Annotated in this window: 23 protein-coding genes and 1 tRNA gene; 16 read left to right on the forward strand and 8 right to left on the reverse strand. The window is 71.9% G+C overall.

Features of this window, described 5'->3' with window-relative positions; translation table 11 throughout:
- Positions 1–67: 67 nt before the first annotated feature.
- The gene (locus OG965_RS18765) at positions 68–775 is read left to right on the forward strand and encodes a 50S ribosomal protein L11 methyltransferase (protein ID WP_371653235.1); all 708 of its coding nucleotides are present in this window, start codon (positions 68–70) and stop codon (positions 773–775) included.
- Complete coding sequence (gene pabB, locus OG965_RS18770; RefSeq protein WP_371653236.1) at positions 772–2874, forward strand: aminodeoxychorismate synthase component I; 2103 nt, start codon at positions 772–774, stop codon at positions 2872–2874. Before OG965_RS18765 ends, pabB begins: the two co-directional genes overlap by 4 nt.
- Here pabB and OG965_RS18775 read toward each other — a convergent pair.
- From OG965_RS18775 to OG965_RS18795, 5 genes are all read right to left on the reverse strand, one after another.
- On the reverse strand, positions 2871–4370 hold the full coding sequence (locus OG965_RS18775) for an FAD/NAD(P)-binding protein (protein ID WP_371653237.1): 1500 nt from the start codon (positions 4368–4370) through the stop codon (positions 2871–2873). The two genes, pabB and OG965_RS18775, sit on opposite strands and share 4 nt — an antisense overlap.
- A gap of 33 nt (positions 4371–4403) precedes the next feature.
- The gene (locus tag OG965_RS18780) at positions 4404–5786 is read right to left on the reverse strand and encodes an FAD-binding oxidoreductase (RefSeq protein ID WP_371653238.1); all 1383 of its coding nucleotides are present in this window, start codon (positions 5784–5786) and stop codon (positions 4404–4406) included.
- A 12-nt stretch (positions 5787–5798) separates the two neighbouring features.
- Positions 5799–6632: a PhzF family phenazine biosynthesis protein gene (locus OG965_RS18785; protein ID WP_371653239.1), complete on the reverse strand. Its 834-nt coding sequence runs from the start codon at positions 6630–6632 to the stop codon at positions 5799–5801.
- Positions 6632–7120 (reverse strand): PhzA/PhzB family protein, encoded by a 489-nt coding sequence (locus OG965_RS18790; protein WP_371653240.1) that lies wholly within the window; start codon positions 7118–7120, stop codon positions 6632–6634. The genes OG965_RS18785 and OG965_RS18790 overlap by 1 nt, the downstream gene beginning before the upstream one ends.
- Positions 7121–7307: 187 nt before the next feature.
- Positions 7308–8201 (reverse strand): LysR family transcriptional regulator, encoded by an 894-nt coding sequence (locus OG965_RS18795; protein ID WP_371653241.1) that lies wholly within the window; start codon positions 8199–8201, stop codon positions 7308–7310.
- Between the two features lie 137 nt (positions 8202–8338).
- Here OG965_RS18795 and OG965_RS18800 point away from each other — a divergent pair, with 137 nt between their 5' ends.
- The 5 genes from OG965_RS18800 (at position 8339) to OG965_RS18820 (ending at position 12193) form a co-directional block, all read left to right on the forward strand.
- Positions 8339–8722: a nuclear transport factor 2 family protein gene (locus OG965_RS18800; protein ID WP_371653242.1), complete on the forward strand. Its 384-nt coding sequence runs from the start codon at positions 8339–8341 to the stop codon at positions 8720–8722.
- Positions 8723–8893: 171 nt separating this feature from the next.
- On the forward strand, positions 8894–10492 hold the full coding sequence (locus OG965_RS18805; RefSeq protein ID WP_371653243.1) for an MFS transporter: 1599 nt from the start codon (positions 8894–8896) through the stop codon (positions 10490–10492).
- Positions 10493–10708: 216 nt separating this feature from the next.
- A tRNA-Arg gene (locus OG965_RS18810) sits at positions 10709–10784 on the forward strand.
- 276 nt (positions 10785–11060) lie between these two features.
- Positions 11061–11624 (forward strand): Uma2 family endonuclease, encoded by a 564-nt coding sequence (locus tag OG965_RS18815; protein WP_371653244.1) that lies wholly within the window; start codon positions 11061–11063, stop codon positions 11622–11624.
- A gap of 344 nt (positions 11625–11968) precedes the next feature.
- On the forward strand, positions 11969–12193 hold the full coding sequence (locus tag OG965_RS18820; protein WP_371653245.1) for a hypothetical protein: 225 nt from the start codon (positions 11969–11971) through the stop codon (positions 12191–12193).
- A gap of 81 nt (positions 12194–12274) precedes the next feature.
- Here OG965_RS18820 and OG965_RS18825 read toward each other — a convergent pair whose 3' ends face one another.
- Positions 12275–13111 (reverse strand): DUF6415 family natural product biosynthesis protein, encoded by an 837-nt coding sequence (locus OG965_RS18825; RefSeq protein ID WP_371653246.1) that lies wholly within the window; start codon positions 13109–13111, stop codon positions 12275–12277.
- 170 nt (positions 13112–13281) lie between these two features.
- Between OG965_RS18825 and OG965_RS18830 the strand changes: the two genes are divergently transcribed.
- Together OG965_RS18830 and OG965_RS18835 are read left to right on the forward strand one after the other, a co-directional pair.
- Positions 13282–13797 carry a DUF6879 family protein gene (locus OG965_RS18830; RefSeq protein ID WP_371653247.1) on the forward strand — a complete coding sequence of 172 codons (516 nt, stop codon included), beginning with the start codon at positions 13282–13284 and terminating at the stop codon, positions 13795–13797.
- Between the two features lie 80 nt (positions 13798–13877).
- Positions 13878–14729, forward strand: coding sequence for a helix-turn-helix domain-containing protein (locus tag OG965_RS18835; protein ID WP_371653248.1), 852 nt, complete (start codon positions 13878–13880; stop codon positions 14727–14729).
- 12 nt (positions 14730–14741) lie between these two features.
- On the opposite strand, the gene OG965_RS18840 is transcribed toward OG965_RS18835, so the two are convergent.
- Complete coding sequence (locus OG965_RS18840; RefSeq protein ID WP_371653249.1) at positions 14742–15944, reverse strand: GAF domain-containing protein; 1203 nt, start codon at positions 15942–15944, stop codon at positions 14742–14744.
- Between the two features lie 135 nt (positions 15945–16079).
- Positions 16080–17213 carry a LuxR C-terminal-related transcriptional regulator gene (locus OG965_RS18845; protein ID WP_371653250.1) on the reverse strand — a complete coding sequence of 378 codons (1134 nt, stop codon included), beginning with the start codon at positions 17211–17213 and terminating at the stop codon, positions 16080–16082.
- A 245-nt stretch (positions 17214–17458) separates the two neighbouring features.
- Between OG965_RS18845 and OG965_RS18850 the strand changes: the two genes are divergently transcribed.
- The 7 genes from OG965_RS18850 (at position 17459) to griH (ending at position 25413) form a co-directional block, all read left to right on the forward strand.
- Positions 17459–18874: an FAD-binding oxidoreductase gene (locus tag OG965_RS18850; protein WP_371653251.1), complete on the forward strand. Its 1416-nt coding sequence runs from the start codon at positions 17459–17461 to the stop codon at positions 18872–18874.
- On the forward strand, positions 18871–19512 hold the full coding sequence (locus OG965_RS18855) for an NADPH-dependent F420 reductase (RefSeq protein WP_371653252.1): 642 nt from the start codon (positions 18871–18873) through the stop codon (positions 19510–19512). Before OG965_RS18850 ends, OG965_RS18855 begins: the two co-directional genes overlap by 4 nt.
- 71 nt (positions 19513–19583) lie before the next feature.
- Positions 19584–20771 carry an MFS transporter gene (locus tag OG965_RS18860; protein ID WP_371653253.1) on the forward strand — a complete coding sequence of 396 codons (1188 nt, stop codon included), beginning with the start codon at positions 19584–19586 and terminating at the stop codon, positions 20769–20771.
- A 230-nt stretch (positions 20772–21001) separates the two neighbouring features.
- Positions 21002–21895 carry a BTAD domain-containing putative transcriptional regulator gene (locus OG965_RS18865; RefSeq protein ID WP_371653254.1) on the forward strand — a complete coding sequence of 298 codons (894 nt, stop codon included), beginning with the start codon at positions 21002–21004 and terminating at the stop codon, positions 21893–21895.
- A 221-nt stretch (positions 21896–22116) separates the two neighbouring features.
- A complete protein-coding gene (locus OG965_RS18870; protein ID WP_371653255.1) occupies positions 22117–23433 on the forward strand; it encodes an aspartate kinase in 1317 nt (438 codons plus the stop codon).
- Between the two features lie 19 nt (positions 23434–23452).
- Positions 23453–24292, forward strand: a complete 840-nt coding sequence (locus OG965_RS18875; protein ID WP_371653256.1) for a 2-amino-3,7-dideoxy-D-threo-hept-6-ulosonate synthase — start codon at positions 23453–23455, stop codon at positions 24290–24292.
- A gap of 14 nt (positions 24293–24306) precedes the next feature.
- Positions 24307–25413: a 3-amino-4-hydroxybenzoic acid synthase gene (griH, locus tag OG965_RS18880; protein ID WP_371653257.1), complete on the forward strand. Its 1107-nt coding sequence runs from the start codon at positions 24307–24309 to the stop codon at positions 25411–25413.
- The last annotated feature ends 9 nt before the right edge of the window (positions 25414–25422 follow it).

Consider the following 25422-nt stretch of genomic DNA (forward strand, 5'->3'; position numbering starts at 1 on the left):
TCAAGTTGCTGACCAGCGGACGGCACCGCCCCGAGCGGAGCCCGATGCTGCACGAATTGGGGGCGGGATGACCGAAATCAAGAACTACCTGCGATCGCTGGAGCGAAGCCGTGCGGCGCTGCTACGGGAGGACCGGCCGCGCACCTTCGCGCTCGCCGGACGCGAGTGGGATCTGCTGGACGGCGTGTTCGCGCCGCCGTTCTCCGCGTCGACCGGGGCGGCCATGGAGCTGCTCGGGCTGACCGGCCCGGAGCGGGCGCCCTGGCACGGCTCCCTGCTGGAGGTGGGCAGCGGGACCGGGGTGATCGCCGTCTGTGCCGCGCTGGCGGGCGGCGACCGGGTGACGGCCCTGGACATCAACGAACAGGCCGTGCGCAACACGGAGATGAACGCCCACCGGCACGGCGTCGCGGACCGGCTGACCGCCGTGCACAGCGACCTGTTCGACGCGCTCGGGGCCGACGAGCGCTACGACACCGTCTACTGGCACTCCAACTTCGTGCTCGCCCCGCCCACGTACCGCCACGAGACGGTCCACGAGCAGGCCTATGTGGACCCGGGCTACCGTGCCCACCGTCGCTATCTCGCCGAGGCCCCGGCCTTCGCGGCCGACGGGGGAAGGGTGCTGCTGCACTTCAGCGATCGCGGGGACATCGACGCCCTGCACGAGATCGCCGCCGAGTGCGACCGCTCTCTCCGTGTGCTGGGCAGCCGCCGCATCGGTGAGGGCGAGGAGACGGTCGAGCACATTCTCTACGAAATAACAGTGCCATGAAGGAAGTTGTACGAACGCTGCTAGTCGACAACTACGACTCGTTTACCTTCAACCTTTACCACTCGCTCGCCCGGGCGGGCGGGGCGGAGCCGGTGGTAATCCGCAATGACGATCCGGCGTGGGATTCGGCGCGGCTCTCGGAATTCGACAATGTCGTGCTTTCCCCGGGGCCCGGACACCCCGGGCGCGCGGCAGACTTCGGAATGTGCCGGGACATCGTCGAACGCGCGCAGATTCCGCTTCTCGGGATCTGCCTCGGCCACCAGGGAGCGGCGCTGCTGCACGGCGCCACGGTGGGCCGCGCCCCCGAGCCGCGCCACGGACGCACCTCTCCCGTACGGCACACGGGAGAGGACCTGTTCAGGGGTATCCCCTCGCCCTTCGACGCGGTGCGCTACCACTCGCTGGCCGTGACCGGCCTCCCGGACGAGATGGAGGCGGTGGCCTGGACGGCGGACGGCGTCCTGATGGGCCACCGCCACCGGAGCCGGCCGCTGTGGGGGCTCCAGTTCCACCCCGAGTCGATCCTGACCGAGTACGGCGATGAACTCCTCTGGAATTTCACGGAGTTGACGAGGGAGTGGCACCGCGCACGGGGTACGGCAACGGTCCGCGGCGCCCTGCCGCGTACCGCGCAAACCACGAGTGCGGCGGAGCCGGACGAGGCCGCGCCGCGCAAACTGCGCGTCCTGGAAGAGCGGCTGCACACCCGCTGGAGCGACGAGGCCGCCTTCCACCGGGTGTTCGGCCGCAGCACCAACGCCTTCTGGCTGGACAGCAGCCGGCCCGACGCCGACGCGGGCCGCTTCTCCGTCCTGGGCGACGCGGCGGGCCCGCTGGCACGGGTGGCGCGGGCCGACGCGCACGGCGGCACCGTCACGATGGAGTGCGCGGCGGGACGGCGGACCGTGACCGCCGACTTCCTCGACTGGCTGGATCGGGACCTGAAGGGCATCCACGCCGAACTACCCGACGTGCCCTTCGACTTCACGCTGGGCTGGGTCGGCTATCTCGGCTACGAGCTGAAGGCGCAGTGCGGCGGCGAGGCCGTCCACCGCGCCGAGGACCCCGACGCCGCCCTGGTCTTCGCCGACCGCGCGGTGGTCCTCGACCACCTCACCGGCCTCACCCACCTCCTCGCGCTCGCGGAGGACGGGGACGAGGACGCGGCCCACGCCTGGCTGCGCGCCACGGCGCGGGCGCTGGAGTCGGTGGCGGGCGAGGAACTGGCCGAGCCCGCCGCCCCGGCCGCGGGCTCCACCATCCGGCTGCGGCACGACCGGGACGCCTATCTGCGCCTCATCGACGCCTGCCAGGAGGAGATCGCCGCGGGCGAGACCTACGAGGTCTGTCTGACGAACCAGGCCGAGGCCGCGTTCGACGGCGACCCGTGGGAGGCGTACCGGCTGCTGCGCCGCGTCAGCCCGGCCCCGTACGGCGCGCTGCTGCGGTTCGGGCGGCTCGCAGTGCTCAGCACCTCGCCCGAGCGGTTCCTGCGGGTGGACGCGGACGGCACGGCGACCTCCAAGCCCATCAAGGGCACCCGGCCGCGCGGGGCGACGCCCGAGCAGGACGCGGAGATCGTCGCGCAGCTGCGCTCGGACGAGAAGGACCGGGCGGAGAACCTGATGATCGTGGACCTGGTCCGCAACGACCTCGGCCGCAACGCCGAGATCGGCACGGTCGAGGTGCCGCGCCTCTTCGACGTCGAGACGTACGCCACCGTCCACCAGCTGGTGAGCACGGTACGGGCCCGGCTGCGCCCGGACCGCAGCGCCGTGGACTGTGTGCGCGCCGCGTTCCCGGCGGGCTCGATGACCGGCGCCCCCAAGATCCGGACCATGCGCCTGATCGACGGCCTGGAGGCGGGGCCCCGGGGTGTCTACTCCGGGGCCATCGGCTACTTCTCGCTCTCCGGCGCCGCCGATCTGAGCGTGGCGATCCGTACGGCGGTGATCACCCCTGGCCGGGTCCGCTACGGGGTCGGCGGGGCGATCGTCGCACTGTCCGACGCGGAGGCCGAGTTCGAGGAGACGGCGGTCAAGTCGGCCCCGCTGCTCGCCCTGACCGGCGCCGCCTTCCCCGGCCGGCGGCCTTAGGTCCCGGACACGGCCGCGTCCCGTACCTCCGGTGCCGGGAGGGCGGCGAGGCTCGCCGCGATCTCGTCGGCGCGGCGGGTGAAGGCGGCGACGGCGCTGACGAAGTAGTAGGCGCCGCGCGTCAGTTCGCCGAGCACGAAGAGGTGCTCGGCGGCCTCGCCGGACGGGTCGAGGGCCCGGCCGGTCTCCTCGTCGACCCGGATGCCGCCGTGCGGGTGGTCGGCGAGGACACCGGAGGTACGGGCCAGCCCCAGGAGCCCGCCGGCGGAGGGCGGTTCGGGGCGGTAGACCGAGGTGACCGCGTTGACCACCAGATCGGCGCGGTCCTCCTCGCCGCCCTCGTACCGCACCAGGAAGCCGTCGCCGTCCCGCTCGACCGACGCGACCCCGGCGCGCACCCGCAGCCGCTTCTCGTCGCACAGCTCGACCAGCTTTTCGGCGGTGGTCTGCGGGATGGGCGAGGCGAAGCTCCACAGCCGGGAGTGCAGGGTGCGCAGCACCTGCTGCTTGTCGCTCTCGTGCAGCGCCAGCCACAGGTCCTGGCCGATGTCGATGACCGCGCGCTGGAGCAGCTGGGTGCCGATGTCGGCCGAGAGGGCGTCGTCGAGCTGGCGGCGCAGCCGCTCCTCGGCGGGGGCCGGGTCCATGAGGTCGGCGGTGATCGCGTCGAAGTCGCCGCCCGCCGCCTCGACTTCCTCCCGCGCCAGCGCCACGATGTCCGCGAGCCGCAGCGGCCTGGGCAGCGCCGCGAGCCGCTCGGCGGTCAGCACGGCCGGCCGTACGGGCGCGGCCTTGCGGCGTACCGAGGGCAGCAGCCCGGACCGGGAGGCCAGGGTGACCCGCCCCTGGTGGCCGAAGGCGCGCAGGGCCATCAGCACATCGGTGGCGATCATGCCGGAGCCGATGACGGCGATCTCGGCGTCCTGCGGGACCTCGGCCAGCGCGTCCCGCAGGGGGTACGGGTCGTCGATGTAGCCGGGGGTGCCGCGAAGCCCGTACGCGTCGTCGTCGGCGCGGCCGCCGACGCACAGCACCGCGTGGTCCACCCGCACGCTTCCGCTCGCGTGACGGATGACGACGCCGTCCCCGTCCCGCTCGATGCCGGTGGCCGTCTCCTCGACCGACCGCACGCTCCACCCGGCCGCGCGCAGCCTGTCAAGCGCCTCCTCGACGCCGTCCTCCAGGTAGTCCCCGTAGACCGGCCGGGACAGGAAGCGGTGCACACCGCGCTCGTCCGGGTGCACGGCCAGACCCCTGGCCTCGGCCCATCGCACGCCGTGCTCCGGGTCGTTGAGGTACAGGGACATGCCGATCATCGGCCCGTTGGCGAGGACGGCCTCGGTGTCGCGCTGGTAGGCGCGGCCGCGCCAGCGGCCCTCGGGCCGGTCGACGAGGACCAGCTCGCCCGGCCCGGTGAACTGCTCGGCCCGGGCGGCGAGCGCGGCCACCAGCGTCGCCCCCACGGTTCCGCATCCGATCACGCCGATGCTGGGCATGTGGTGGTCCTTTCCTGAAGCGTGGTCACGGGTTCAGCGGGCGTCGGCCGGAGCCGGGGGGATGTTGTGGTAGCCGCGGAACAGGTTCCCGGGGTCGTACACGGCCTTCAGCGCGGCAAGCCGCTCGTAGTCCGCCTCGTCGTAGCAGGCCCTCAGCTGCTCGGCCGTGACGGGCCCGCCGAGCAGGAAGTTCGGCGCGACACCGAGGACCCGGTCGCCGAAGAGGGCGTAGACCCGCTCGTGCCCGGCCCGCTCGGCGGCGGCCGCGGCATCCCCCGCCCCGGGGGCGATGCGGCTCAGTACCCGCACCATGAAGCGGGCGTCGCGGTGGCCGACCGACGAGGGCACGGCGGGGCGGCGGGCGAGGGCGCCGCCCATGTGGTTGATCTGGACGACGCAGTTCATGCCGGAGCCCGGCCCGGTCAGCTCCAGGATCCGCCCGGCCGTCGCCACGTCGAGTTCGTCCACCAGGATGTTGGTGCCGTAGTACGCCATCGGCGTCGGCGGGTCGCGGTAGATGGAGTCCGAGTCGGTGTACGGCATCTCCGTGAGCGTGTCGAGCACGCACGGGCCGATGGAGCGCAGCGGCGCGACCGCCGCCGCGCCGTCGGACGCGCTGCCGGTGTGGGCGATCCGGATGTGCGCGGTGTACTGGCCGCGTACGGGCACGGGCACCGCGGGCTTGTCCGGGAAGGGCACCAGACCGATCGAGGAGGTCATCTCCTCGCCCTGGGTCTGCGTCCACTCCAGCCAGGTGCGCAGGGCGTCGGGCACGTACTGCTCGGCGAAGTACAGTCCGCCGCCGTAGATCCGGGGCTGGCGGACCAGCTCCAGGTCCAGCGAGGTGACCACACCGAAGTTGCCCCCGGCCCCGCGCAGCGCCCAGAACAGGTCCGGGTCGCTTTCCGAGGTGACGTGCCGCAGCTCGCCGTCGGCGGTGACGATCTCGGCCGCGGTGATCCGGTCGGCGGCGAAGCCGTAGGTGCGGGCCAGCAGACCGATGCCGCCCTCGACGGTGTAGCCAACCGCGCCGACGCCGAGCGTGCTGCCGGACAGCGGCGCGAGCCCGTGCAGCGCCGCCTCCCGGATCACGTCGCCCCAGGGGGTCCCGGCCCGGACCCGGGCGATGCCGCTGCCCGGGTCGACCTGGACGCCGCGCATCCGCGCGGTGGTCACCAGGACGCCGCCGCTGCGGTCGCCGGGCAGGCCATGGCCGGTGGACTGCACCACGAGGGGCAGCCCGCGCCCGGCGGCCAGCCGGACGGCGGCGCGGACGTCGTCCGGCCCCGTCGCGCCGACCACGACGTCCGGCCGCTGGCCGAACCCGAGCTGATAGGCGGCGACTTCGTCGTCGTAACCCGCCGACTCCTGGCCGAGGACCGGCCCTTCGCTCGCGATGTCCGCGGGCACGCTCACTGGACAGCCTCTCTACACATAGATCGTGCCGCGGGCGAGGACCGCACCGTGACCGCCGACGTGCACCGCGCCGACCCGGTCGCCCTCACCCTCGGCGTTCGCGTACATGGGGGACGGGCGGCCCATCTCGACGCCCTGGAGGACCTCCAGGTCCTGGCCGTAGGCGGCGAGGCCGTGGCGCGCCAGGTGGATCGCCATCGGCCCGGCCGCCGAGCCTGTCGCCGCGTCCTCGACGACGCCGTACGCCGGGGAGAACATCCGGGACCGCCAGTGCGTGCCGGAGCCCGCGAAGCAGTAGGCCGACATGTCGGGGAAGGCGCGCAGCGCGTTGTGGTCCGGGGTCAGGGCGGAGAGCGCCTCGACGCTCTCCAGGCCGACCAGGACGTGCCGGGGCCCGTTCCGATAGGCCTCGACGGGCGTGATCGACGCGTCCAGGCCGAGCGCCGCGAGCAGTTCCTCCGCGTGCTCGTACGGCTCCCAGACAGGGGTGGGCTGGCGCATCCGTACGGAGGTGGCGTCGTCGTCGTGGACCAGCTCGAAGGGGATGGCGCCCATGGCCGTCTCCAGGAGCAGCCGCTCCGCCTTGCGCGGGCGCCCGATGGCGACCGCCGTGCCCAGGATCGGATGCCCGGCGAACGGCAGCTCGTTGACCGGCGTGAAGATCCGGATGCGCGCGTCGCCGCCCTGCTCGGCCGGGAGCACGAAGGTGCACTCGGAGAGGTTCATCTCCTTGGCGATCCGCTGCATCACCTCGGCCGGAAGGTCCCCGGCATCGAAGAACACGGCCACCGGATTGCCTTCGAGCGGGGTACGCGAGAAGGCGTCCACCACCGTGTACTCGTGCATCAGGTGGGGATTCCTTCGCGCTTCACCGACGGGACCGGGATTCCCAGCGCGCGCAGCTGCTGGTTCGGGTTCATGAACTCCCGCTCCAACTTGATCTTTCCGTTCTCGAACTCGAAGGAATGCAGGAAGTGGTTGCGGTAGTACCCCTCCGGGTAACCCGGGAAAAGGATCTTTCCTTCGCCGTCGCACTCCACCCAGAACCGGTTCGGGTCCTGCGTCTCGAAGATCTCGACATTGGTCCACACCCAGTCCGGGAAGCACTTCAGCGACCACACGGCGTGCTCGCCGAGGGTGTCGCGGCCGCGGATGGCGATGGGCTCGCCGGTGTCGGTGGTCCACAGGCCGCCGACGCCGTCCTCGGTGAACAGCAGATGGCGCTTCAGCCGGTCCTCACCGCGGCAGTTCATGTACTGCTCGACGATGGCGCGGTTGTTCCTGCGGAGCTCCGCGTCGTCCTGGAACGCCTGCGGCTGGCTGGTCTCCGACATCGCTCGTCCTCCAAAGTGCTGCGTCTGCGTGTACGTGCCGGTGGCCCGGGGTCCTGTCTGCTGCGACCCTGTTCCGGGGCCCGTCGCACTCGCAACCGAGTACCGGGGACTTTGGCAAGTACCGGCGAGAGAGCACGCGGACCTGACGGAGTCCGCCCGCGCGGCCCCGCTCGGCGCCGCTCCGGTCTCAGCGCGCCTGGGGCAGTCGGGCGCGGGCGTGGGAGATGAGCGCGGCCCCGGCGGGGCTGGTCGGGCCGTCGGTGCGCCAGGCGAGGGCGAGGCTGCCGTGGATGCTCGGCCGGTCGATCTCGACGAGGTCGACCTCCGTCTCGTTGGCGCGGGCCAGCGAGGCCGGGATGATGGCCACGCCGAGGCCCCGCCCGGCGAGTTGGGCCAGTACGTGCGGGTCGGCGGCCTCGAAGGCGATGTGCGGCCGGAACCCCGCCCCGGCGCACGCCGCCTCGACGACGCTGCGCAGCCCGGTCCCCTGGGTGAGGCAGATCAGGGCGCGGTCGGCGAGCTCGGTGAGACCGACGCGCTCCCGGCCGGCCAGCGGGTCCTGGTGGCCGACGGCCGCGACCAGCGGCTCGTTGACGATGTCGTAGAGCGTGATGCCGGGCGGGCGGGTGCCGGTGCGGCCGATCACCGCGAGGTCGATGCGGCCCGCGTGCAGGGCCTCCACCAGGTGCTCGGAGCTGTCCTCGGTCAGCCCTATCTCCACCCCCGAGTGCGCCTCGTGGAACGAGGCGAGGAGTCCCGGCAGATCGATGGTCTTGCCCATGGAGATGACGGTGCCGATGGTGACCCGTCCCCGTACCAGGCCGCTGAGTTCGTCGACCGTCTGGCGGACGGCGGCGACCGCGGCGAGCGCGGCCTTCGCGTGCGGCAGGACGGAGGTGCCGACCGGGGTGAGCCGGACCGTACGGCTGGAGCGGTCGAGCAGGTCGTGGCCCAGCTCCCGTTCCAGTTTGCGCACTTGGGCGCTGACCCCCGGCTGGGCGACGTGCAGGGCGTCGGCCGCCTTGGTGAAGCTCGCCAGCTCGGCGACGGTGACGAAATACTCCAGCTGACGCAGCTCCATAACCGCTGATTATAGTTCGCAGAAAATGTAGATGTTGGACTTCTACATACGGACGGGCGCAGAGTGGACTCACCCGAAAAAGGGAACCCCAGAGCCGGAACGCCGACCGAGCGGCTACGCGTCGAGAGGACCGTCCGATGGCCCAACACCCCACCCAGCCGCGCGCGTTCACGTCTCCGACCACACGGGCGGTGGTCGAGGCGTTCTTCGCCCGGCAGCGCGCCGGGGACCACACGGGCCTGCTGGACCTCTTCGCGGACCGGGTCGACTTCTTCGCACCGGGCGCCGCGAACGCGGGGGCGCTCGGCCCCGGCTCCACCCGTTCGGACATCTCCCTCTTCTTCTCGACGCTCGGCAAGGTCCTCGTGCCCGACCGGGACTTCCTGGTCCTGGGCCAGGACGCGGTCGTCACCGGGTTCGCCCGCTGCGACACGAGCCTGAATCCGATCGCGATGCACTTCACGGTGGTCGGGGCGAAGATCGGCCGCTGCCATCTGACGGAGGTCAGCACGAGGCTCTGAGCCTCTGGGCTCTGATGGGCTCTGACTCTCCGACCTCTGGGCTCATGGCCCTGGCCGACACGGCGCTCCGGCCGCCCAGACGTCGCCCGCGCCCTCCCGACCAGCCGTCAGTTTTCTCTCCCCGACCGCTCCGACGAGGACGGCTCCCCGGGGACGTAAAGGAGTACTTCAGTGAATGCCACGACCACGGCGAGCGGCGGTCGCGACAGCCGCACCGCCACCATCGTCATGGCCTGCGTGGGTGTGTTCGTCGCCTACCTGCCGGTCACCACGGTCTCGGTGAGCCTGCCGACGATCCAGCGCAGCCTCGGCGCCTCGACCGCCGACCTGTCCTGGGTCACCGATGCCTTCGTGCTGCCGATGGCGGCGCTGATCCTCACCGCCGGAGTCGTCGGTGACGTACACGGCCGCCGCAAGGTCTTCCAGGCCGGACTCGCCTTCTGCGCGATAGGCGCGGCGATAGCCCTGAGCGCCGACGGCCTCGACAGCGTCGAAGTCCTGTGGACCGGGCAGGCGTTCGCGGGGATCGGGGCCGCCGCCCTGCTGCCCGCCACCCTCGGACTGATCAGCCACGCGGTGCCGAACCCGCGCGAGCGCTCCAAGTACGTCAGCCTGTGGACCGCTTCCCTGATGGGCGCGCTGGCCGTCGGCCCGATGATCTCCGGCCTGATCCTGGAGAACGCCGCCTGGCGCTGGATCTTCCTGGCGCCCATCCCGGCGTCGCTGCTGGCCATGGCGGCGGCGTCCCGGTACGTGGCGGACTCGCGCGCCGCCGGGTCCCGCAGGCTCGACTGGCCGGGCCAGATCACGGCCGCGGTCGCGATCACGGCGCTGGTGTACGCGGTGATCGAGGGTGGCGGTGGCTCGTTCACCGAGACCCGCGTACTGGTGGCACTGGCGTTGTCGGCGATATCCCTGGCGGCCTTCATCATCACGGAGCTGCGCAGCGAGAGCCCCATGCTGGACCTGAAGCTGTTCCGCTCCCCCGCGTTCAGCGCCACGGCCCTGGTCGCGATGATCAGCTTCCTCGGCCTGATCGGCTTCATCTTCGTCCTCAGCCTGTACCTGGGCCAGGTGCAGCAGCTGGGCACGCTGGACGCGGGCTACCGGATGCTGATGTTCACCTTCACCGCGATGGTGGCGGGACCGATCTTCGGCCAGATCATGCACCGGGTGTCGGCGCGGATCCTGATCACGACGGGCCTGCTGCTGGCGACGGGTTCGCTGCTGTCGCTCACCTCCATAGACGCGGATACGTCATTCGGGGCACTGGCCTGGCGCCTGATCATCCTGGGCGTCGGCTTCGGCGCGGTCTTCGCCCCGATGACGGCGACGGCGATCAACTCCGTACCGCACCAGCTCGCGGGTATGGCGGCGGCGGGCAGCAACGCGTTCCGCCAGGTCGGGGCGGCGCTGGGCCCGGCCCTGATGAGCGCGCTGCTCACCACGAAGGTCAGCGACGCCCTGCCGGGCCACCTGTCGGACGCGCACCTGAGCGCGGACGCGCAGCACCAGGTGACCGGCGCGGTCGACAGCGGGGGCTTCGGCGCGGTCCACGCGATCGACCTCGGCGCGGACACGCCCCGGATGCTGCACGCGTTCAGCCAGGCGTTCCTCGACGGCATCCACCTGTGCCTGACCATCTCGGCGGCGGTGATGCTGCTGGCGGCGGTGGTCAGCGCGGTCCTGCTGCGCCGCCCGCGCCCCTCTGCCCCGGCGCCGACGGCAACGCCGCACCCGCGCCGGGAAGAGCCGGCGCTGAACCGCTGACCAGCTGACCAAGGGAGAGCGGGCCGGCTGACGCACGGGCCCTCCCTCCCCGCCGGCGGGGCGGCGCCTCCCGACCCCCTTCCCGGGAGGCGCCCGCACCCCGCCCCACAGACGGCGGGCGGACCGGTCCACCCCCGCATCGGCCCGCCCGCCACCGCCGTCCCAGCACCATCCGCTACCCTGTCCTGGGCTGCCCACCACGGGCGACCCGGACGCGCCTCCGTAGCTCAGGGGATAGAGCACCGCTCTCCTAAAGCGGGTGTCGCAGGTTCGAATCCTGCCGGGGGCACCACGCGTTATCCCGCTGACCTGGGTTTTCTCCCTCCAGGGAGGCGCCCTACTCGGCCTCGGACTCCTCGTCCGGGGCCGTTTGCGTAAGCAGGCGGGGAGTTGATCTCCCGAGCGTCTCCCAAGTCCAGCGCGCCGGTTCCTGACTGTCGGGGGCTCACTGGTCGGATGCCGGCCGACGGGTACCGGGCGTGAGCGAGATCCGTGGCCGGGCGGACGGCAGACAGTACGCTGAATCCAGCGGGATCGAGCCCGCAGCACAGCGTCCGGGAGGTGCTTCATGACGGCCGAGGTAGCCCCGGCGTGGATGCATGAGCAGATCACCGCCGAGGAGTACGAGTCCTGGTCCGAGGAGCAGTGCGCCGGCATCGAGATCGTGGACGGGATGGTCGTCGTGAGTCCGAGTGCGTCCAAGCGGCACAACCGACTGGCCCGGATTCTGGCGAACGCCCTGGATGCCGCCGCGGGCCCGGAGTGGAACGCCGACACGGACTTTGACGTCCGGCTTCAGGACGTCCCGCTCACCAATCGCCGCCCGGACGTCGTCGTGTACCGCGCGGACACGATCGACATCACTCCCACCCGCCCTGAGCACGTGCTACTGGTCGCGGAGGTGGTGTCGCCGGGCTCGGAGACCACCGACCGAATCGTGAAGGTCGATCAGTACGCCAAGGCAGGCATCGGCTTCTACTGGCGGATCGAGCAGGCCGCGACAGGCGTTCCTCTCGTGTACACCTATGTTCTCGACCCCGCGACGAACGCCTACCGGGACGGAGACGTGTTCACCGGCGTCCTCAAGGCAGCGGCCCCCTTCCCGGTGGAGCTCGACCTCGGCCAGGTCTGACCACGCGCTACTCAGCAGTCGGCGGCGCGTGAGCGATGCGTGAGCGGACGACCCGATGCAGGGTGACATGAGCCGGAGCAAGTGGCTCGCCGTGCGGTTCTGACCAGGGGCTACCGCACCGCGCGGCAGCGTCGGCCACCCCACGGCAAGGATTCGATCCCACCTCACGAAGCCGGCTCGGCCACGGCCACGGCCGGAGAATCCAAGCGGATGGGCGGTTGCCTGCTGACGGCCTCGCTCGTTGAGTAAGGGCTGATCTTGTTCGGCGGTTGAGCGGTTGAGCCGCGGCAGGACGGCGTGGATCTCCGGAGCGTTCTGCTTCGGCGCGAGAAGAGGAGAACTTTGTGCGTCGAATGAGCATGGCCCTGGCCCTGGCTGTGGCTGCCGGTGGGCTCGGTGCGGCGGCTGCGACTGCCCAGGCCGCCCCCGCCTCCCCTGTTCTGGGGCCCCCGTTCCCCTACACGGACTGCATCAAAGCCACGGCTCAGCACGGCGAGAGCCGGGCGTACGGCAAGTGGCACTGCGACCAGCTGGTCAAGAAGGGATGGGTCAAGCCGCCGAACCGCTGATCGGCCTTTCGGGGGGCCGCCTTCGCCGGTGGCCCCCGGGCCGTGCAGGAGCCGCAGCGCGGGCAGTGGTCTCAGGCGGTCTTAGAAAGATTGAAGTTCAGCGGCCGACGCGTCGAGCTCGCGCAGCAGCCGCGCCTGGTCGAGGCAGCAGCGGGCCAGCCGTCGTGCGTGGGCGTACTGCCGTGCGAGGTTGAGTGACGAGCTGTCGGTCTCCAGTTGCCGGTACGCCTCGGTGATGCCGTGCGCGAACCGCGCCTGCGTGCCGTGGTCGAGGGCGAGTTGGGCGACCGCCTCCTGTGCCACGGGCAGGAGTGCCGTCAGGAAGTCCCGGGCCCGCGCGGTCCAGTCGGCGGCGTCCTCCGCACTGGGCTGCTCGTGCGTTTCGTCGTCGAAGATTGCGCGGCAGGCCTGCTCGATGCCGTCCAGCTCGGGGAGGGCGCGTGGCTGGGTGAGTCCCGCGCGGCCGAGGCGGATCAGCTGGGTGACGCCGTCCTCGGGACAGAAGTCCTCGCGGTGTCGGGGCGGGCGGCTCCAGTAGGCGCCGGGGCGGGTCGTGCGGTGCGCCTCGGGGATGCCGAGCCAGGTGCCCTCGTCCAGGCGGCACGCGTCGGGTGCCATGTGCCGGCCGCACGCGCCGGGTTCCACCAGCGCGTAGTACCAGCGGCCCGGCTCGTACGCGTCGTGGATCACCGCACCGGCGATCGTCTCCCCGAGCCGGGCGCGCACCAGCTCCGGTACGGCTGAGCCCACAGCCCTGTGGACGATCGCGGAGGAAAGACGGACCGCGTCGAAGACGCGGCCCGTGGGGATCAGGGCGATCCCGCCGGCACTCCACTCGCGGTGGGCCGCCTTGGGGGTGGGGTGAGCCGAGGCCAGCCAGTCGGAGACTGTTCCCCGGGGGCCCGGAGGTGCGTTCATGAACGGGACGCTAGGGAGCCGGCGTTGAGGGCGCGAGAGGCTTTTCGCAAGTTTTCTCGCGACAGCCCTTGATTAGCCCCGATTTTCTCGCGAAGGTTCTCGTGCCTGGTATCGCAGGGGATCGGACCCCCACGATGCTGGACAGATCACTCCCGGCAAAGGAGACGATCATGGCACGACGACTGCGCTTCAACGGCACGGGCAGCGGCGGCGGTTCCTGCCCCGCGATCCACGAAGACCTCGACTCGGGCGAGATCATCGTGCACGGGCCCCGGCTCACCGACCCCGACGCCATCGCCCAGCTTCAGCACATCGACGACGACGAGATCCCGATCGTCGTCCCGCGCAACACGCTGATCGACTTCGGGCCGAAGGCGCGCGACACCGAACCACGCATCCTCGACCCGGACACGTTCGCCCGGCTCTTCGAGAACTTCCAGCACAGCGCCTGGCATCTGGAGATGCGCCGCGCCTACGCGGTCGACCAAGCCTGCGACGAGTACGCCCAGTTCGCGCGGGGCGAGGCTCCGACCTGGGACATGGAGTCGCCGTGGGCCCGCACCATCGGGGCCAAGACCCGGGACGGCGCGGCGGTCGGGCGCGTCCGCATCGTCGACAACCCGCCGGCCGAGGGGCAGCTGTTCCTTCTCGCCCACGCCGAACAACCAGTACAACCGGCTGCGTGATGTCGCGCAGCACTACGCCATTCCCTACGACCGGTTCGCAGCGAACCTGACTGCGGAACGGTAGAAGCAGGTGCGCACCGGTGAGCACGGACTACCAGCAGGCACGCGAGGCGCTCGGGGTACGGCTCCGAGAGCTTCGGCTCACGGCTCCTGGCGGTCGGCTCACCGGTACGGCGCTGGCGCACAAGCTCGACTGGCCCAACTCGAAGGTCTCCAAGCTCGAACTGGGCAAGCAGACCGCCACGCCCGACGACCTGCGGCATTGGGCGGAGGCAACCGGCCGTCCCGAGACATTCGAGGAACTGCGGTCCAGGCTCGCGGGGTTCGAGTCCCACATCCGGTCGTGGCGGCGGCAGCTGGTGACCGGGCACAAGTCCGTACAGGACGCCGTCACGATCGAGCACGAGCGGTCACGGGTCCTCACCATCTGGGAGAACTGCCTCGTCCCCGGCATGCTGCAGATTCCCGATTACGCCCGGCACGTGTTCGTCCGGCATGCCGACCTCATGCGGTCGCCTCGGGACACGGAAGACGCCGTACGCGCCCGTATCCAGCGGCAGGAAGGGCTGTACCAGCCGGGCCGAAAGTACCGGATCATGGTCTGGGAAGGGGCGCTTCGCTCCCTGGTGTGCCCGCCGTCCGTGCTCGCGGCGCAGCTCCACCATCTGGCCGGCGTCATCGGGCTGGACACCGTGGAGCTCGGCATCGTTCCCTTCGACGCCTCGCTGAAGATCTATCCGGGCAACAGCTTCTGGATCTACGACGAACGGCTTGTGATCGTCGAGGACTGGCACGCGGAGCTGTGGATCGACGACACCGACAGCATCGCCACCTATCTCCGGGTCTGGAACACGCTGCGCGAGTCCGCCGTCTACGGCCCCGAAGCCCACCGCCTAATCACCCGCGCCCGCAGCGCCCTCCAAGACCCCTGACCATCACCACCCTCACGCGCAATGGCTGTCGAACCCCCCGACCCCCGCCGCCCCCCTCCCCACCCCCACAGCCAGCGCCACCGCCTGCCCCGCATAGGCCAGCATTCGTTCGCCCTCGGGGGTGAGGGTGGTGCGGGGGCGGGCCAGGATGTGGCCGAGCCAGGTCGTGCCGGCCCAGATCGCCGCCTGCCAGGTGCCGGCGTCCAGGAGCATGGGGGTGCGGGGGGAAGGGGACGGTGGGGGGAGGGGGGGCCAGGTGTCCTCGCGGCCCGCCAGGGCTCGGCCTCGGTGGTCGCGGATCAGGATCTCCGCGTCGAGGAGTACGCCCACCTCCGCCGCCAGGCCCACCACGCCCTGGCCGGAGAGGGCGAAGCCGATGATGTGGTCGCGTACCGCCTCCAGCCAGCGCTCCGTCTCGATCGTCTCCATCGCCAGCGCGCTGTGCTCCTCCAGCTTGGCCACCTCGGCGTTGTAGAGCTCCAGCCACTGGGCCTTGTCGATCGCGGCCGCCGCCAGGTCCGCCAGGGAGCCGAGGAGCGCGGCCTCGTCGGGCTCGAAGTGGCGTACGTCGCGGTGGGCCGCGTACAGCACGCCGACCGTGCCGCTCGCGTGGTGCAGCGGCAGGGCCAGTACCGAGCGGATCCCCTCGCGGGCGATCGCCGCGTCCAGGGCCGGGTCGTGGTCCATACGGGTCTCGGACTGGTAGTCCGACGTCCAGAACGGGGCGCCCGTCGCCCGCACCACCGCGCCCACGCCGTGCTCGCCCGGCAGTTGCAGGCCTATGTGCAGGGAGGTCGTGGCTCCTGCCGAGGCCCGTATCACCGAGTCGCCCGTGCCCGTCGTCAGTAACGCCACGAACGCCATGTCCACCTGCAGCAGCGCCCGGGTGCGGTGGGCCACGGTCTTCACCAGGCCGTCCACGTCGCACGACGAGGCCAGTTCGCGGGCCGTGTCCAGGAGGGCCGCCAGGTCCGCCTCGCGTCTGCGGCGGCGGTCCAGGAACCCGTGCACCGTACGGCCCAGGCGGCCCGCCCGGTGGATCACCGCCAGTTCGTCCGCCGTCGCGCCCCGGTCGTGCGCGCGCAGCAGTACCTCGTCGATGTCGTCCAACGACGCTTGTGCGGCGAGCAGTTCGAGGATCTTCAGGGCGCCCGAGTCGTCCCCCTCGTCACCCGGCTCCCAGTGTGCCGCCGCAGCCGTCGTCCTCTTCGCCACAACAAGCCTCCCCCGGACCCCGGACGCGTCGGCATCAGCGTTCCCGCCCAAGATATGTGCGCATTGTGTGGAGGCGGAAGGGGGGAGTCATGTTCATCCGGCATTTCACACCGGTCGGTGGGCCCAACGGGGTCCTCACCCCCACACCCGCTGCCCCGACTCCTCCCCCAGCGGCGCGTAGTGCTCGGTGAACAGCTTCGCCACCAGTTCGCCGCGGCTGGACACCCGGACCTTCTCGAAGATCGCCTTCACATGGTCCCGGACGGTGTGCGGTGAGAGGAACAGTTTCCCGGCCATCTCCGCGGTGCCCAGACCGCGGGCGATGTGCTGCGTTATCTCCAGTTCGCGGTCGGTCAGTTCGTACGCCTTCACCATCAGCGGGGCGACCTCCGAGATCGACGCGCGCTCGATCACCACCGCCGACGCGCCCAGCTCGCCGTCCGCGCCGCGCAGGCAGGAGGCGTGGCAGGCCAGCCAGCGGCCGCCCTTGCTGCGCACCCGCACCCGGGCGACCCCCTTGTCCCAACCGGCCGCGATGGCCCGGGCCTTGCTCGCCGTACTGTGCATCCAGGCCGGGACGGACACCCCCAGCGGGGTCGGCGTCGTGGGGCCGGGGACGATGTCGTCCAGGAGTTCGCGGGCCTCGTCGTTGACCGAAAGGAGACGGCCCGACGCGTCGAAGAGCAGCAGACCGGGGCCGGGGCCGTGGCTCGGGGTCGGACCGGCCGAAGCGGACGGCTCCGTGAAGGAGCGGAGGCGTCTGGCCATCGCCGCCGACAGCTCCTTCACCACCAGCGTGTCGTCCGCGCCGAACGCCGGTGCCCCCTGCGCGCGGAACAGGCTGACCTGGCCCCACGGGTGGCCGCCCACGCGCAGCACGGCGCGCAGTTCGTCGTCGAGGCCGCGCGGCGCCAGGAAGTCGCGGTACAGCGCGCTGCGGCCGGGCAGCCCGCCGGTGGCCTCGCGCAGTCCGGCCACCGGCAGCGGGGCGCGGGCCAGATCGCGGAACAGGTTGATGTTCTCCGAGAGCAGCTCGGACTCCCAGTAGACCGAGCAGCCCTCCTCGGTGAGGTTCTCCACCCGGATCGGCGAGGTCATCATGCCCGTCACCGGGTCGGTGGCCCGCCACACCGAGGCGTCGTACGCGATGAGCCGGCGCAGCTGCTCGGAGGCGGTGGCGAACAGGGCGAGGGCGTCGGGGGCCGCGCCGATGGCCGTCAGGAGCGTGTCGATGGCGTGGGTGGTGCTCGCGTTCCTGGGCACGGTCACGGGGCCGGTACTCCTTGGCGCTGCGCCGGGGACGGCGTTCGTCGGCTGCGGGCTGTCTTCGGGTGTGCCTCCACCCCGCCATCGTCCCTCACCCAACGCCCGCGCACACCCCCCTCAGTTGAGGGGGTCCACGCCGTGCCAACACCTTGATCTCGGGATGTCGCCCGGGGCGCCGCGCGACCCACGATGGATGACGCCACGCCGACCCCGCCCCCCACCCCGCGCCGAATGAGGAGGCACCCACCGTGCGATCCGCCGTCCAGCACCCCCCGCACTTCCACGCCGACCAGGTCGCCGGGCTCGCCGCCGCCGTGCGGGGGCCCGTTCTCCTTCCCGGGCAGGACGGTTACGCCGAGGAGGGCGCGGGCTTCAACACGCTTCTGGAACACCGCCCCGCACTGGTGGTGGGCGCGACCGGGGCGGCGGACGTGGCGGCGGCGGTCCGGTTCGCCGCCGGGCACGGGCTGCCGGTCGCGGTCCAGGCGACCGGCCACGGGGCGGCCCGGGCCGCCGACGGCGCGGTGCTCGTCTCCACCCGCCGGATGACCGGGCTGCGGATCGCGCCGGACCGGTCCACCGCGCGCATGGCCGCCGGGGTGCTCTGGGAGCAGGTGATCCACGAGGGCGCGGCCTACGGCCTCGCCCCGCTCAACGGCTCCTCCCCGCTGGTAGGCGCCGTCTCGTACGCGCTCGGCGGCGGCCTCGCGGTGCTGGCCCGCACCTTCGGGTACGCGGCCGACCACATCCGCGGCCTCGACGTGGTGACCGCCGACGGCGTCCTGCGCCAGGTCGACGAGGAGCGCGAGCCGGAGCTGTTCTGGGGGCTGTGCGGCGGCAAGGGCAACTTCGGGATCGTCACCTCGATGGAGATCGGCCTGATGCCGGTGCGCCGGGTGTACGGCGGGGCGCTCACCTTCGACGGGGCGATGGCCCCGGCCGTGCTGCGCGCCTGGCTGGAGTGGACGGCGCTGGTGCCGCGGGAGATGAGCTCCTCGCTGGCCCTGGTCCGCTTCCCCGACGACCCGGCGCTGCCCGCCGAGATCCGCGGCCGCTTCGTCACCCAGGTGCGGATCGCGTTCACCGGCGCGGCGACAGAGGGGGCTCAACTCGTGATGCCACTGCGGGAGTTGGGGGAGCGGGTGCTCGACACCGTACGGGAGATGCCGTACGCGGAGGTCGCCTCGATCCACGGCGATCCGACCGAGCCGTACACGTACCACGAACGCACCATGATGCTCGGCGAGCTGGACCGGGCGGCGGCCGGGCGGCTGCTCGCGCTGGCCGGGCCGGGCTCCGGCTGCTCGCTCGGCCTTGTGGAGCTGCGCCACCTCGGCGGGGCGCTGCGCCATCCTGTGCGGCACGAGAACGCGGTGGGCAACCGGGACGCGCGCTACTGCCTGCTCACCGTCGCCCCCGGGCCGCGCCCGGCCGGTCAGGGGCCGGACGACCTGCTGCTCGACCGGCTGACGCCCTGGGCGACCGGCGGCAAGTACCTCAACTTCCTCGACTCCTCGGCCGGGGAGGAGCAGGTGCGCGCCGCCTTCACCCCGGACGCGTACGCACGCCTCGCCGCGCTCAAGGCGCGGTACGACCCCGGGAACATGTTCCGCGTCAACCACAACATCGCCCCCGCGGTACTCCCGAGCGGGGTGTCGGCGTGAGTGTCGGGGTGATCGGCGCGGGGCCCATGGGCCGGGCCGCCGCACGGCAGTTCGCGCTCGCGGGCGAGACCGTACGGCTCGCGGACCGCTCCCCGGAACTCGCGGTACGGGCGGCGGCCGCCGCGGGCGCGGGCACCCGGGGCAGCGTCGAGGCCCACGACGTCGACAGCGTCCTGGAGGCCGAGCTCATCACGCTCGCCCTGGGCACCGAGGAGACCCTCGCCTTCGTCGTCCACCACCGCTCGGCGCTCGCCGGGAAGATCCTCATCGACACCACCAACCCGGTGGAGGAGGCCGGGGGCGCGGCGCTCGGCCGGACGGGCCCCAGCATGACCGAGCTGATCGCCCGGGCCGCCCCGCAGTCCTCCGTCGTCAAGGCGTTCAACACCGCCTGCGCGGCCACGCTCTTCGCCGGGCGGGTCGACGGCGCCCATCTCGACGTGTTCGTGGCGGGCGACGACTACAGCGCCAAGATCCCGGTCATCGAGCTCATCGACCGGGCGGGGCTGCGCGGCCTCGACGCGGGCGATCTGCGCAACGCGCACGTCCTGGAGCAGATGGCGCTGCTGTGCATGGAGCTCATCGAGCGGCTCGGCCTGGGCCTCGGCGCCGGGATCAAGCTCCTGCCCGACGGGTGACCGCATCCCGACAGACCGTCCCCGACCGAACCGTCCCCGACCCTTCCCCGCACACCCCGCAAGGAGTCACCGTGCGTCTGCGACTACTCGTCCTCGCCCTGGGAAACTTCGCGATGGGCGTCGACACGTTCATCATCGCGCCCATCCTCGACCCCATGGCCGACGACTTCGGCGTCTCCCGCACCACCGCGGGCTGGCTGATCACCGCCTTCGCGCTCGCGTACGCCATCGGCGGACCGCTGCTCGCGGCGGCCACCGGGCACCGGCCGCCCCGCCAGCTGCTGCTCGGCGCCCTGGGCGTCTTCGCGGTCGGCAACGCCCTCACCGCCGTGGCCGGGGACTACTCCTGGGCCATGATCGGGCGGGTGGTGGCCGGTGCCGGGGCCTCCATGTACACCGCCAACTCCCTTGCCGTAGCAAGGGCGATGGTGCCGGCCGAGCGGGCCGGACGGGCCGCGGCGCTGGTGGTGGGCGGGCTGACCGCGGCCATCGTGCTGGGCCTGCCGCTGGGCGCCTGGCTGGGCGACCAGGCGGGCTGGCGCGCGGCCCTGTGGCTGGTGGTGGGGCTGACCGCGGTGGCGACCGCGGGTATCGCGGCGACCGTCCCGCAGCTCAAGGGGCAGGCGGCGACGACCCTGCGGGCGCGGCTCGCGCCGCTGGGACAGCCGCGCGTACTGGTCACGCTGATCGCCACCTGGCTCTGCCTGAGCACCAGTTGGACCGTCTACAACTACATCGACGAGGTGATGGACGAGGCGACCGGCGGCGACGCGGGCCGCACCTCGCTGATCCTGCTCTGCTTCGGCATCGGGGCGGTGTCGGGCAACCTGCTCACCGGGCGCCTCACCGACCGGATCGGGCCGGTGCGGACCATCACGGTCGCCGCCCCGCTCCTTGTCACCGCCGCCACGCTCACCCCGCTGCTCTCCAAGTCACTGGCCGCCGGCATCGCGATGGCGATCGCGTGGGGCGTGTGCCACTGGATGATCAACGTGCCGCAGCAGATGCGCCTGGTGGCGACCGCTCCGCAGTCCGCGCCGCTCCTGCTCGGCCTGCACCAGAGCACGATCTACATCGGCATCAGCACCGGCGGCGTGGCCGGAGCCGCCGGATACTCCGCCGACGGCGCCTCCGGCGTCGGCTACGCCGCGCTGACCGTAGGGGTGGTGGCGCTGGGCGTCCTCGCCCTCTCCCTACGGATCAACCGCCCGGCGGCCGCCCCCGCGACGGCCGCACCCGCCGCCGCCCCGGCACGCTAGACGGGCTGCTCGACGGGCTGCTCGACGCGTACTCCACGGGCCATCTGAAATCCTTGCTGAAAACGTTCCGCCCGGCCGCCGCATCGGCCGGGCCGGAATCGCGTCTGGCGGCTGAAAAAGGGCTGCCAGAGGCCGAAAAGTCTTGCTAGAACGCCGACTTGGGGAGGGCTCAGCCAATGCAGTCAGCGGGAAACCAAGCATTCACTTTCCGGATACTCGGCCCACTTGAAGTGGAATGCGCGGGCCGTAAGGTCCGCCTGGGAGGATTCAGGCAGCAGGCGCTGCTCGCCACGCTCTTACTGGAAGCCGAACACGTCGTACCCGTCGAACGGCTCCTGGAGGCCATCTGGGAGGACACCCCGCCCGCCTCCGCCAAGGGGCAGGTGCGGATCTGTGTGTCCGCGATCCGCCGCCAGTTCGTCGGCGCGGGCGTGGGGGACCTCATCGAGACGCACCCCGCCGGGTACCGCATCCGGCTGCCCAGCACCGCGCTCGACCTGGCCCGCTTCGAGCACCTGGCCGCCCTCGGGCGCCGGGCGGCCCGCGACAAGCAGCCCGAGCAGGCGGTGGACCTGTTCCGCTCGGCCCTGGCGCAGTGGAAGGGCCCGGTGGCAGCGGGCCTGGAGAGCAGGGTGCTGCGCCAGGCCGCCACGATGCTGCGCGAGGAGCAGCTCTCCGTACTGGAGGAGTGCGTCGACCTGGAGCTCCAGATGGGGCGGCACCGCAAGGTGGTCGGGGAGCTGTACCGGCAGGTCGCCGAGAACCCGTACCGCGAGCAGATGTGCGGCCAGCTGATGCTCGCCCTGTACCGCTCGGGGCGGCAGGCGGACGCGCTGCGGCAGTTCCGCGAGACCCGTACGCTCCTCTCGGCGGAGCTGGGCATCGACCCAGGTGAATCGCTGCGCACCCTGGAGCAGGCCATCCTGGCCGAGGACCCGTCGCTGGAGACGCCCAGCAGGCCGGCCCCCGCGCAGCCGGGCGCGGCCCCGGTCGCCTCGCTGATCCGCCAGCCCGCACACCGGGCCGTGAAGACGTCCTGGACCGACCACACCCTGGCCATGCGCACCCGGCTGACCAGTTTGCAGCAGGCCAATCTCCGCCTCCAGGCAACGTTGAAACTCTGACGAAATCCGGTGGGCGCAGTCCCCACCAGCGATTTCCGCGATGCCCCGTGCCCTCGGCACGGGGCATTTCGCATCCGGTATCGCCGCGCGCCCCTCCGCGATATCCGCGTGAAACCTGGCCGATACGCATCTCGGGGAGCGTCACCGCCGGTGGGGCCGGACGGGAAAGGCACGGGGATCCGGGAAACGGCCTCGCCGAAGCCGCAGGAAAGGACTGCTTCATGGCTCTCTCGAACGGCGGAGGTGACCCCTCGCACGCCGAACGCCCCGACCGGCGCGGGCCCGTGGTGCACAAGTACGGCGGGAGCTCGCTCGCCACGCTCAAGCAGGTCCGGGCCGTGGCGCAGCGGGTCGCGGCCGCCCGCCGCACCGGCCGCGACGTGGTCGTCGTGGTCTCGGCCCGGGGGAACACCACCGACCGGCTGCTCCGGCTGACGGAGTCCGTCGGGGCGCCCCCGGCGGGCCGGGAGACCGACCAGCTGCTCGCGACCGGCGAGAGCGCGTCCGCCGCGCTGCTCGCCATGGCCCTGCACCGCACCGGGGTGCGGGCGGTGTCCCTGGTCGGCGCCCAGACCGGCATCCTGGCGACCGGCGCACACGGCCGGGGCGTGATCGTCGCCGTGGACACCGAGGCCATCGGCGAGGTGCTCGCCCAGGGCGCGGTCGCGGTGGTCGCCGGGTTCCAGGGGCTGACCGCGCGGCGCGACGTGATCACCCTGGGGCGCGGCGGGTCGGACACCACGGCGGTGGCCGTGGCCGCCGAACTCGGCGCCGCCCACTGCGAGATCTACACCGACGTCGACGGCGTGTTCACCGCCGACCCCCGGATGCTGCCCGCCGCCTCGGTCCTGCCGGTCGTGGATGTCGACGTGATGGCCGAGATGTCGTTCGCCGGCGCCAGGGTCATGCACGCCCGGGCCGTGGAGCTGGCCGCGCTGCGCAAGGTCGACATCCACGTCAAGCACTCGGCACGGCCCGGCCCCGGGACCGTGATCGCCGCCAGGGAGGAGACGAAAGCCGACATGCTCGAATCACCGACGACCGTCACCGGAGTGGTCCTCGACACGGACGTGGCCCGGGTGACCCTGCGCTTCGGCGCGGGCGACGCGGACGCGGCGACCGACGTCTTCGCCTTCCTCGCCCGTGAGTCCCTCTCCGTCGACATGGCGGCGCTCTCCGACGAGAGCACGGGCGTGAACATCGGCATCACCCTGCACACCGACGACGTACAGCCGCTGCGGGACTTCCTGGCCCGGCGCCCCGGCCCGCCGGGCCGGCCCATGGAGTCCGACGAGGGGATCACCAAGCTCTCCCTGGTCGGTACGGGACTGCTCAGCCGCCCGGACAGCACCGCCCGACTGCTGCGCTGCCTCAAGTCCGAGGCGATCGCGCCCAGTTCCGTCTCCACTTCGCAGATGCGGATCTCGGTGACCGTCCCGGACGACGACGCGGTCCGGGCCGCCCGGGTCCTGCACGACGAGTTCGGTCTCGCCGCACTCAACGCCGGGACGGGGTTCACCGCGCCCGTGCCCGCCTGATCCGACAGAGGAGGTTCCGATGATGTTGCACCATTCCTTCGCACGGCAGCTGCGGCTGCGGCGGATCCATCGCCACGGCGGCGACCGGCTGCTGGTCGTCCCGCTGGACCATTCGGTCACCGACGGCCCGCTGACCGGCGGCAACCGTCTCGACCACCTGGTCGGGCAGCTGGCGGACAACGGCGTGGACGCGGTGGTCCTGCACAAGGGCAGTCTGCGGTACGTCGACTCCGCCCGGTTCGCCCGCACCTCGCTGATCGTGCATCTGAGCGCCAGCACCGTGCACGCCCCCGACCCCAACGACAAGTACCTGGTCGCCAGCGTCGAGGAGTGCCTGCGGCTCGGCGCGGACGCGGTCAGCGTGCACGTCAACCTCGGCTCCACGCAGGAGCGGCAGCAGGTCGCGGACATGGCCGCCGTGGCGGACGCCTGCGACCGGTGGAACGTGCCGCTGCTCGCCATGATGTACCCGCGCGGCCCGAAGATCACCAACCCGCGCGACCCGGCGCTGATCGCCCACGCGGCCTCGCTCGCCGCCGATCTGGGCGCCGACATCGTCAAGACCGTCTGCGCCGAGTCCATCGCCGAGATGCGCGACATCACCTCCGCGTCCCCGGTCCCGCTCATCGTCGTCGGCGGCCCCCGGGAGCCCGACGAGACCCGGGTCCTCGCCTACGTCGACGAGGCGCTGCGCGGCGGCGCCAGCGGCGTGGCGATGGGCCGCAACGTCTTCCTCGCGCCGGACCCCGGGGCCATGGCCGCCAAGGTCGCCCGGCTGATCCACCCCGTACCGCACGACCTGCCCGCGCACAGCGCGGCTCCCGAGGCTCTCGCCGTACCGCTGACCACCGTCTCTTAAGAGGAGTTCTCCCCATGAAGCTCAGCTGGCTCGACGCCCGTTCGCTCGGCGAGGCCAAGGAGGCCATCCTCCAGGAGGCCCTGCACTACCGGCTCGAAGGCATCGTCGCCGACGACCCCGCCGACCTGGCCGACCTGCCGCCGACCGTCACCAAGGTCCTCTTCCCGCAGGGCAAGCCGCTCCCGGACGGGTTCGGGGACGCGTCGGTGGTCATCGTGGACCCGGCGGCCCACGGCATCACCCCGGCCGAACTGGCCATCAAGCACCCGGAGATCGAGTTCGGACGCTTCGTGGAGATCATCGACGCGCCCACCCTGGAGGACGCCTGCGAGTCCGCGCGCACCGAGAAGTGGAGCGTGCTGCTCTTCCGCGACCCCACCAAGATCCCGCTGGAGATCGTGATCGCGGCGGCCGCCCGGGCCACCGGCAGCATGATCACCGTCGCCCAGGACGTGGAGGAGGCCGAGATCATCTTCGGCGTCCTGGAGCACGGCTCGGACGGCGTGATGATGGCGCCCAAGGCCGTCGGTGACGCGGCCCACCTCAAGGCCGCCGCCACCGCCGACGTGCCCAACCTCAACCTGGTCGAGCTGGAGGTGCGGCAGACCGAGCACATCGGCATGGGCGAGCGCGCCTGCGTCGACACCTGCACCTACTTCCGCGAGGACGAGGGCATCCTGGTCGGCTCGCACTCCAAGGGCATGATCCTGTGCGTCAGCGAGACGCACCCGCTGCCCTACATGCCGACCCGCCCGTTCCGGGTCAACGCGGGCGCGATCCACTCGTACACCCTCTCCAAGGACGAGCGGACCAACTACCTCAGCGAGCTCAAGGCGGGCAGCAAGGTCCTCGCCGTCGACATCAAGGGCCAGACCCGGATCGTGACGGTCGGGCGGGTCAAGATCGAGTCCCGGCCGCTGATCTCGATCGACGCGGTGGCGCCGAATGGGCAGCAGGTGAATCTGATTCTGCAGGACGACTGGCATGTGCGCGTCCTCGGCCCGGGCGGCACCGTCCTCAACAGCACCGAGCTCAAGCCGGGCGACAAGGTGCTCGGGTTCCTGCCCAGCGAGGACCGGCACGTGGGCTATCCGATCGATGAGTTCTGCCTGGAGAAGTAGCCGGGTGCT

The organism is Streptomyces sp. NBC_00224 (assembly GCF_041435195.1).
Taxonomy (GTDB): domain Bacteria; phylum Actinomycetota; class Actinomycetes; order Streptomycetales; family Streptomycetaceae; genus Streptomyces.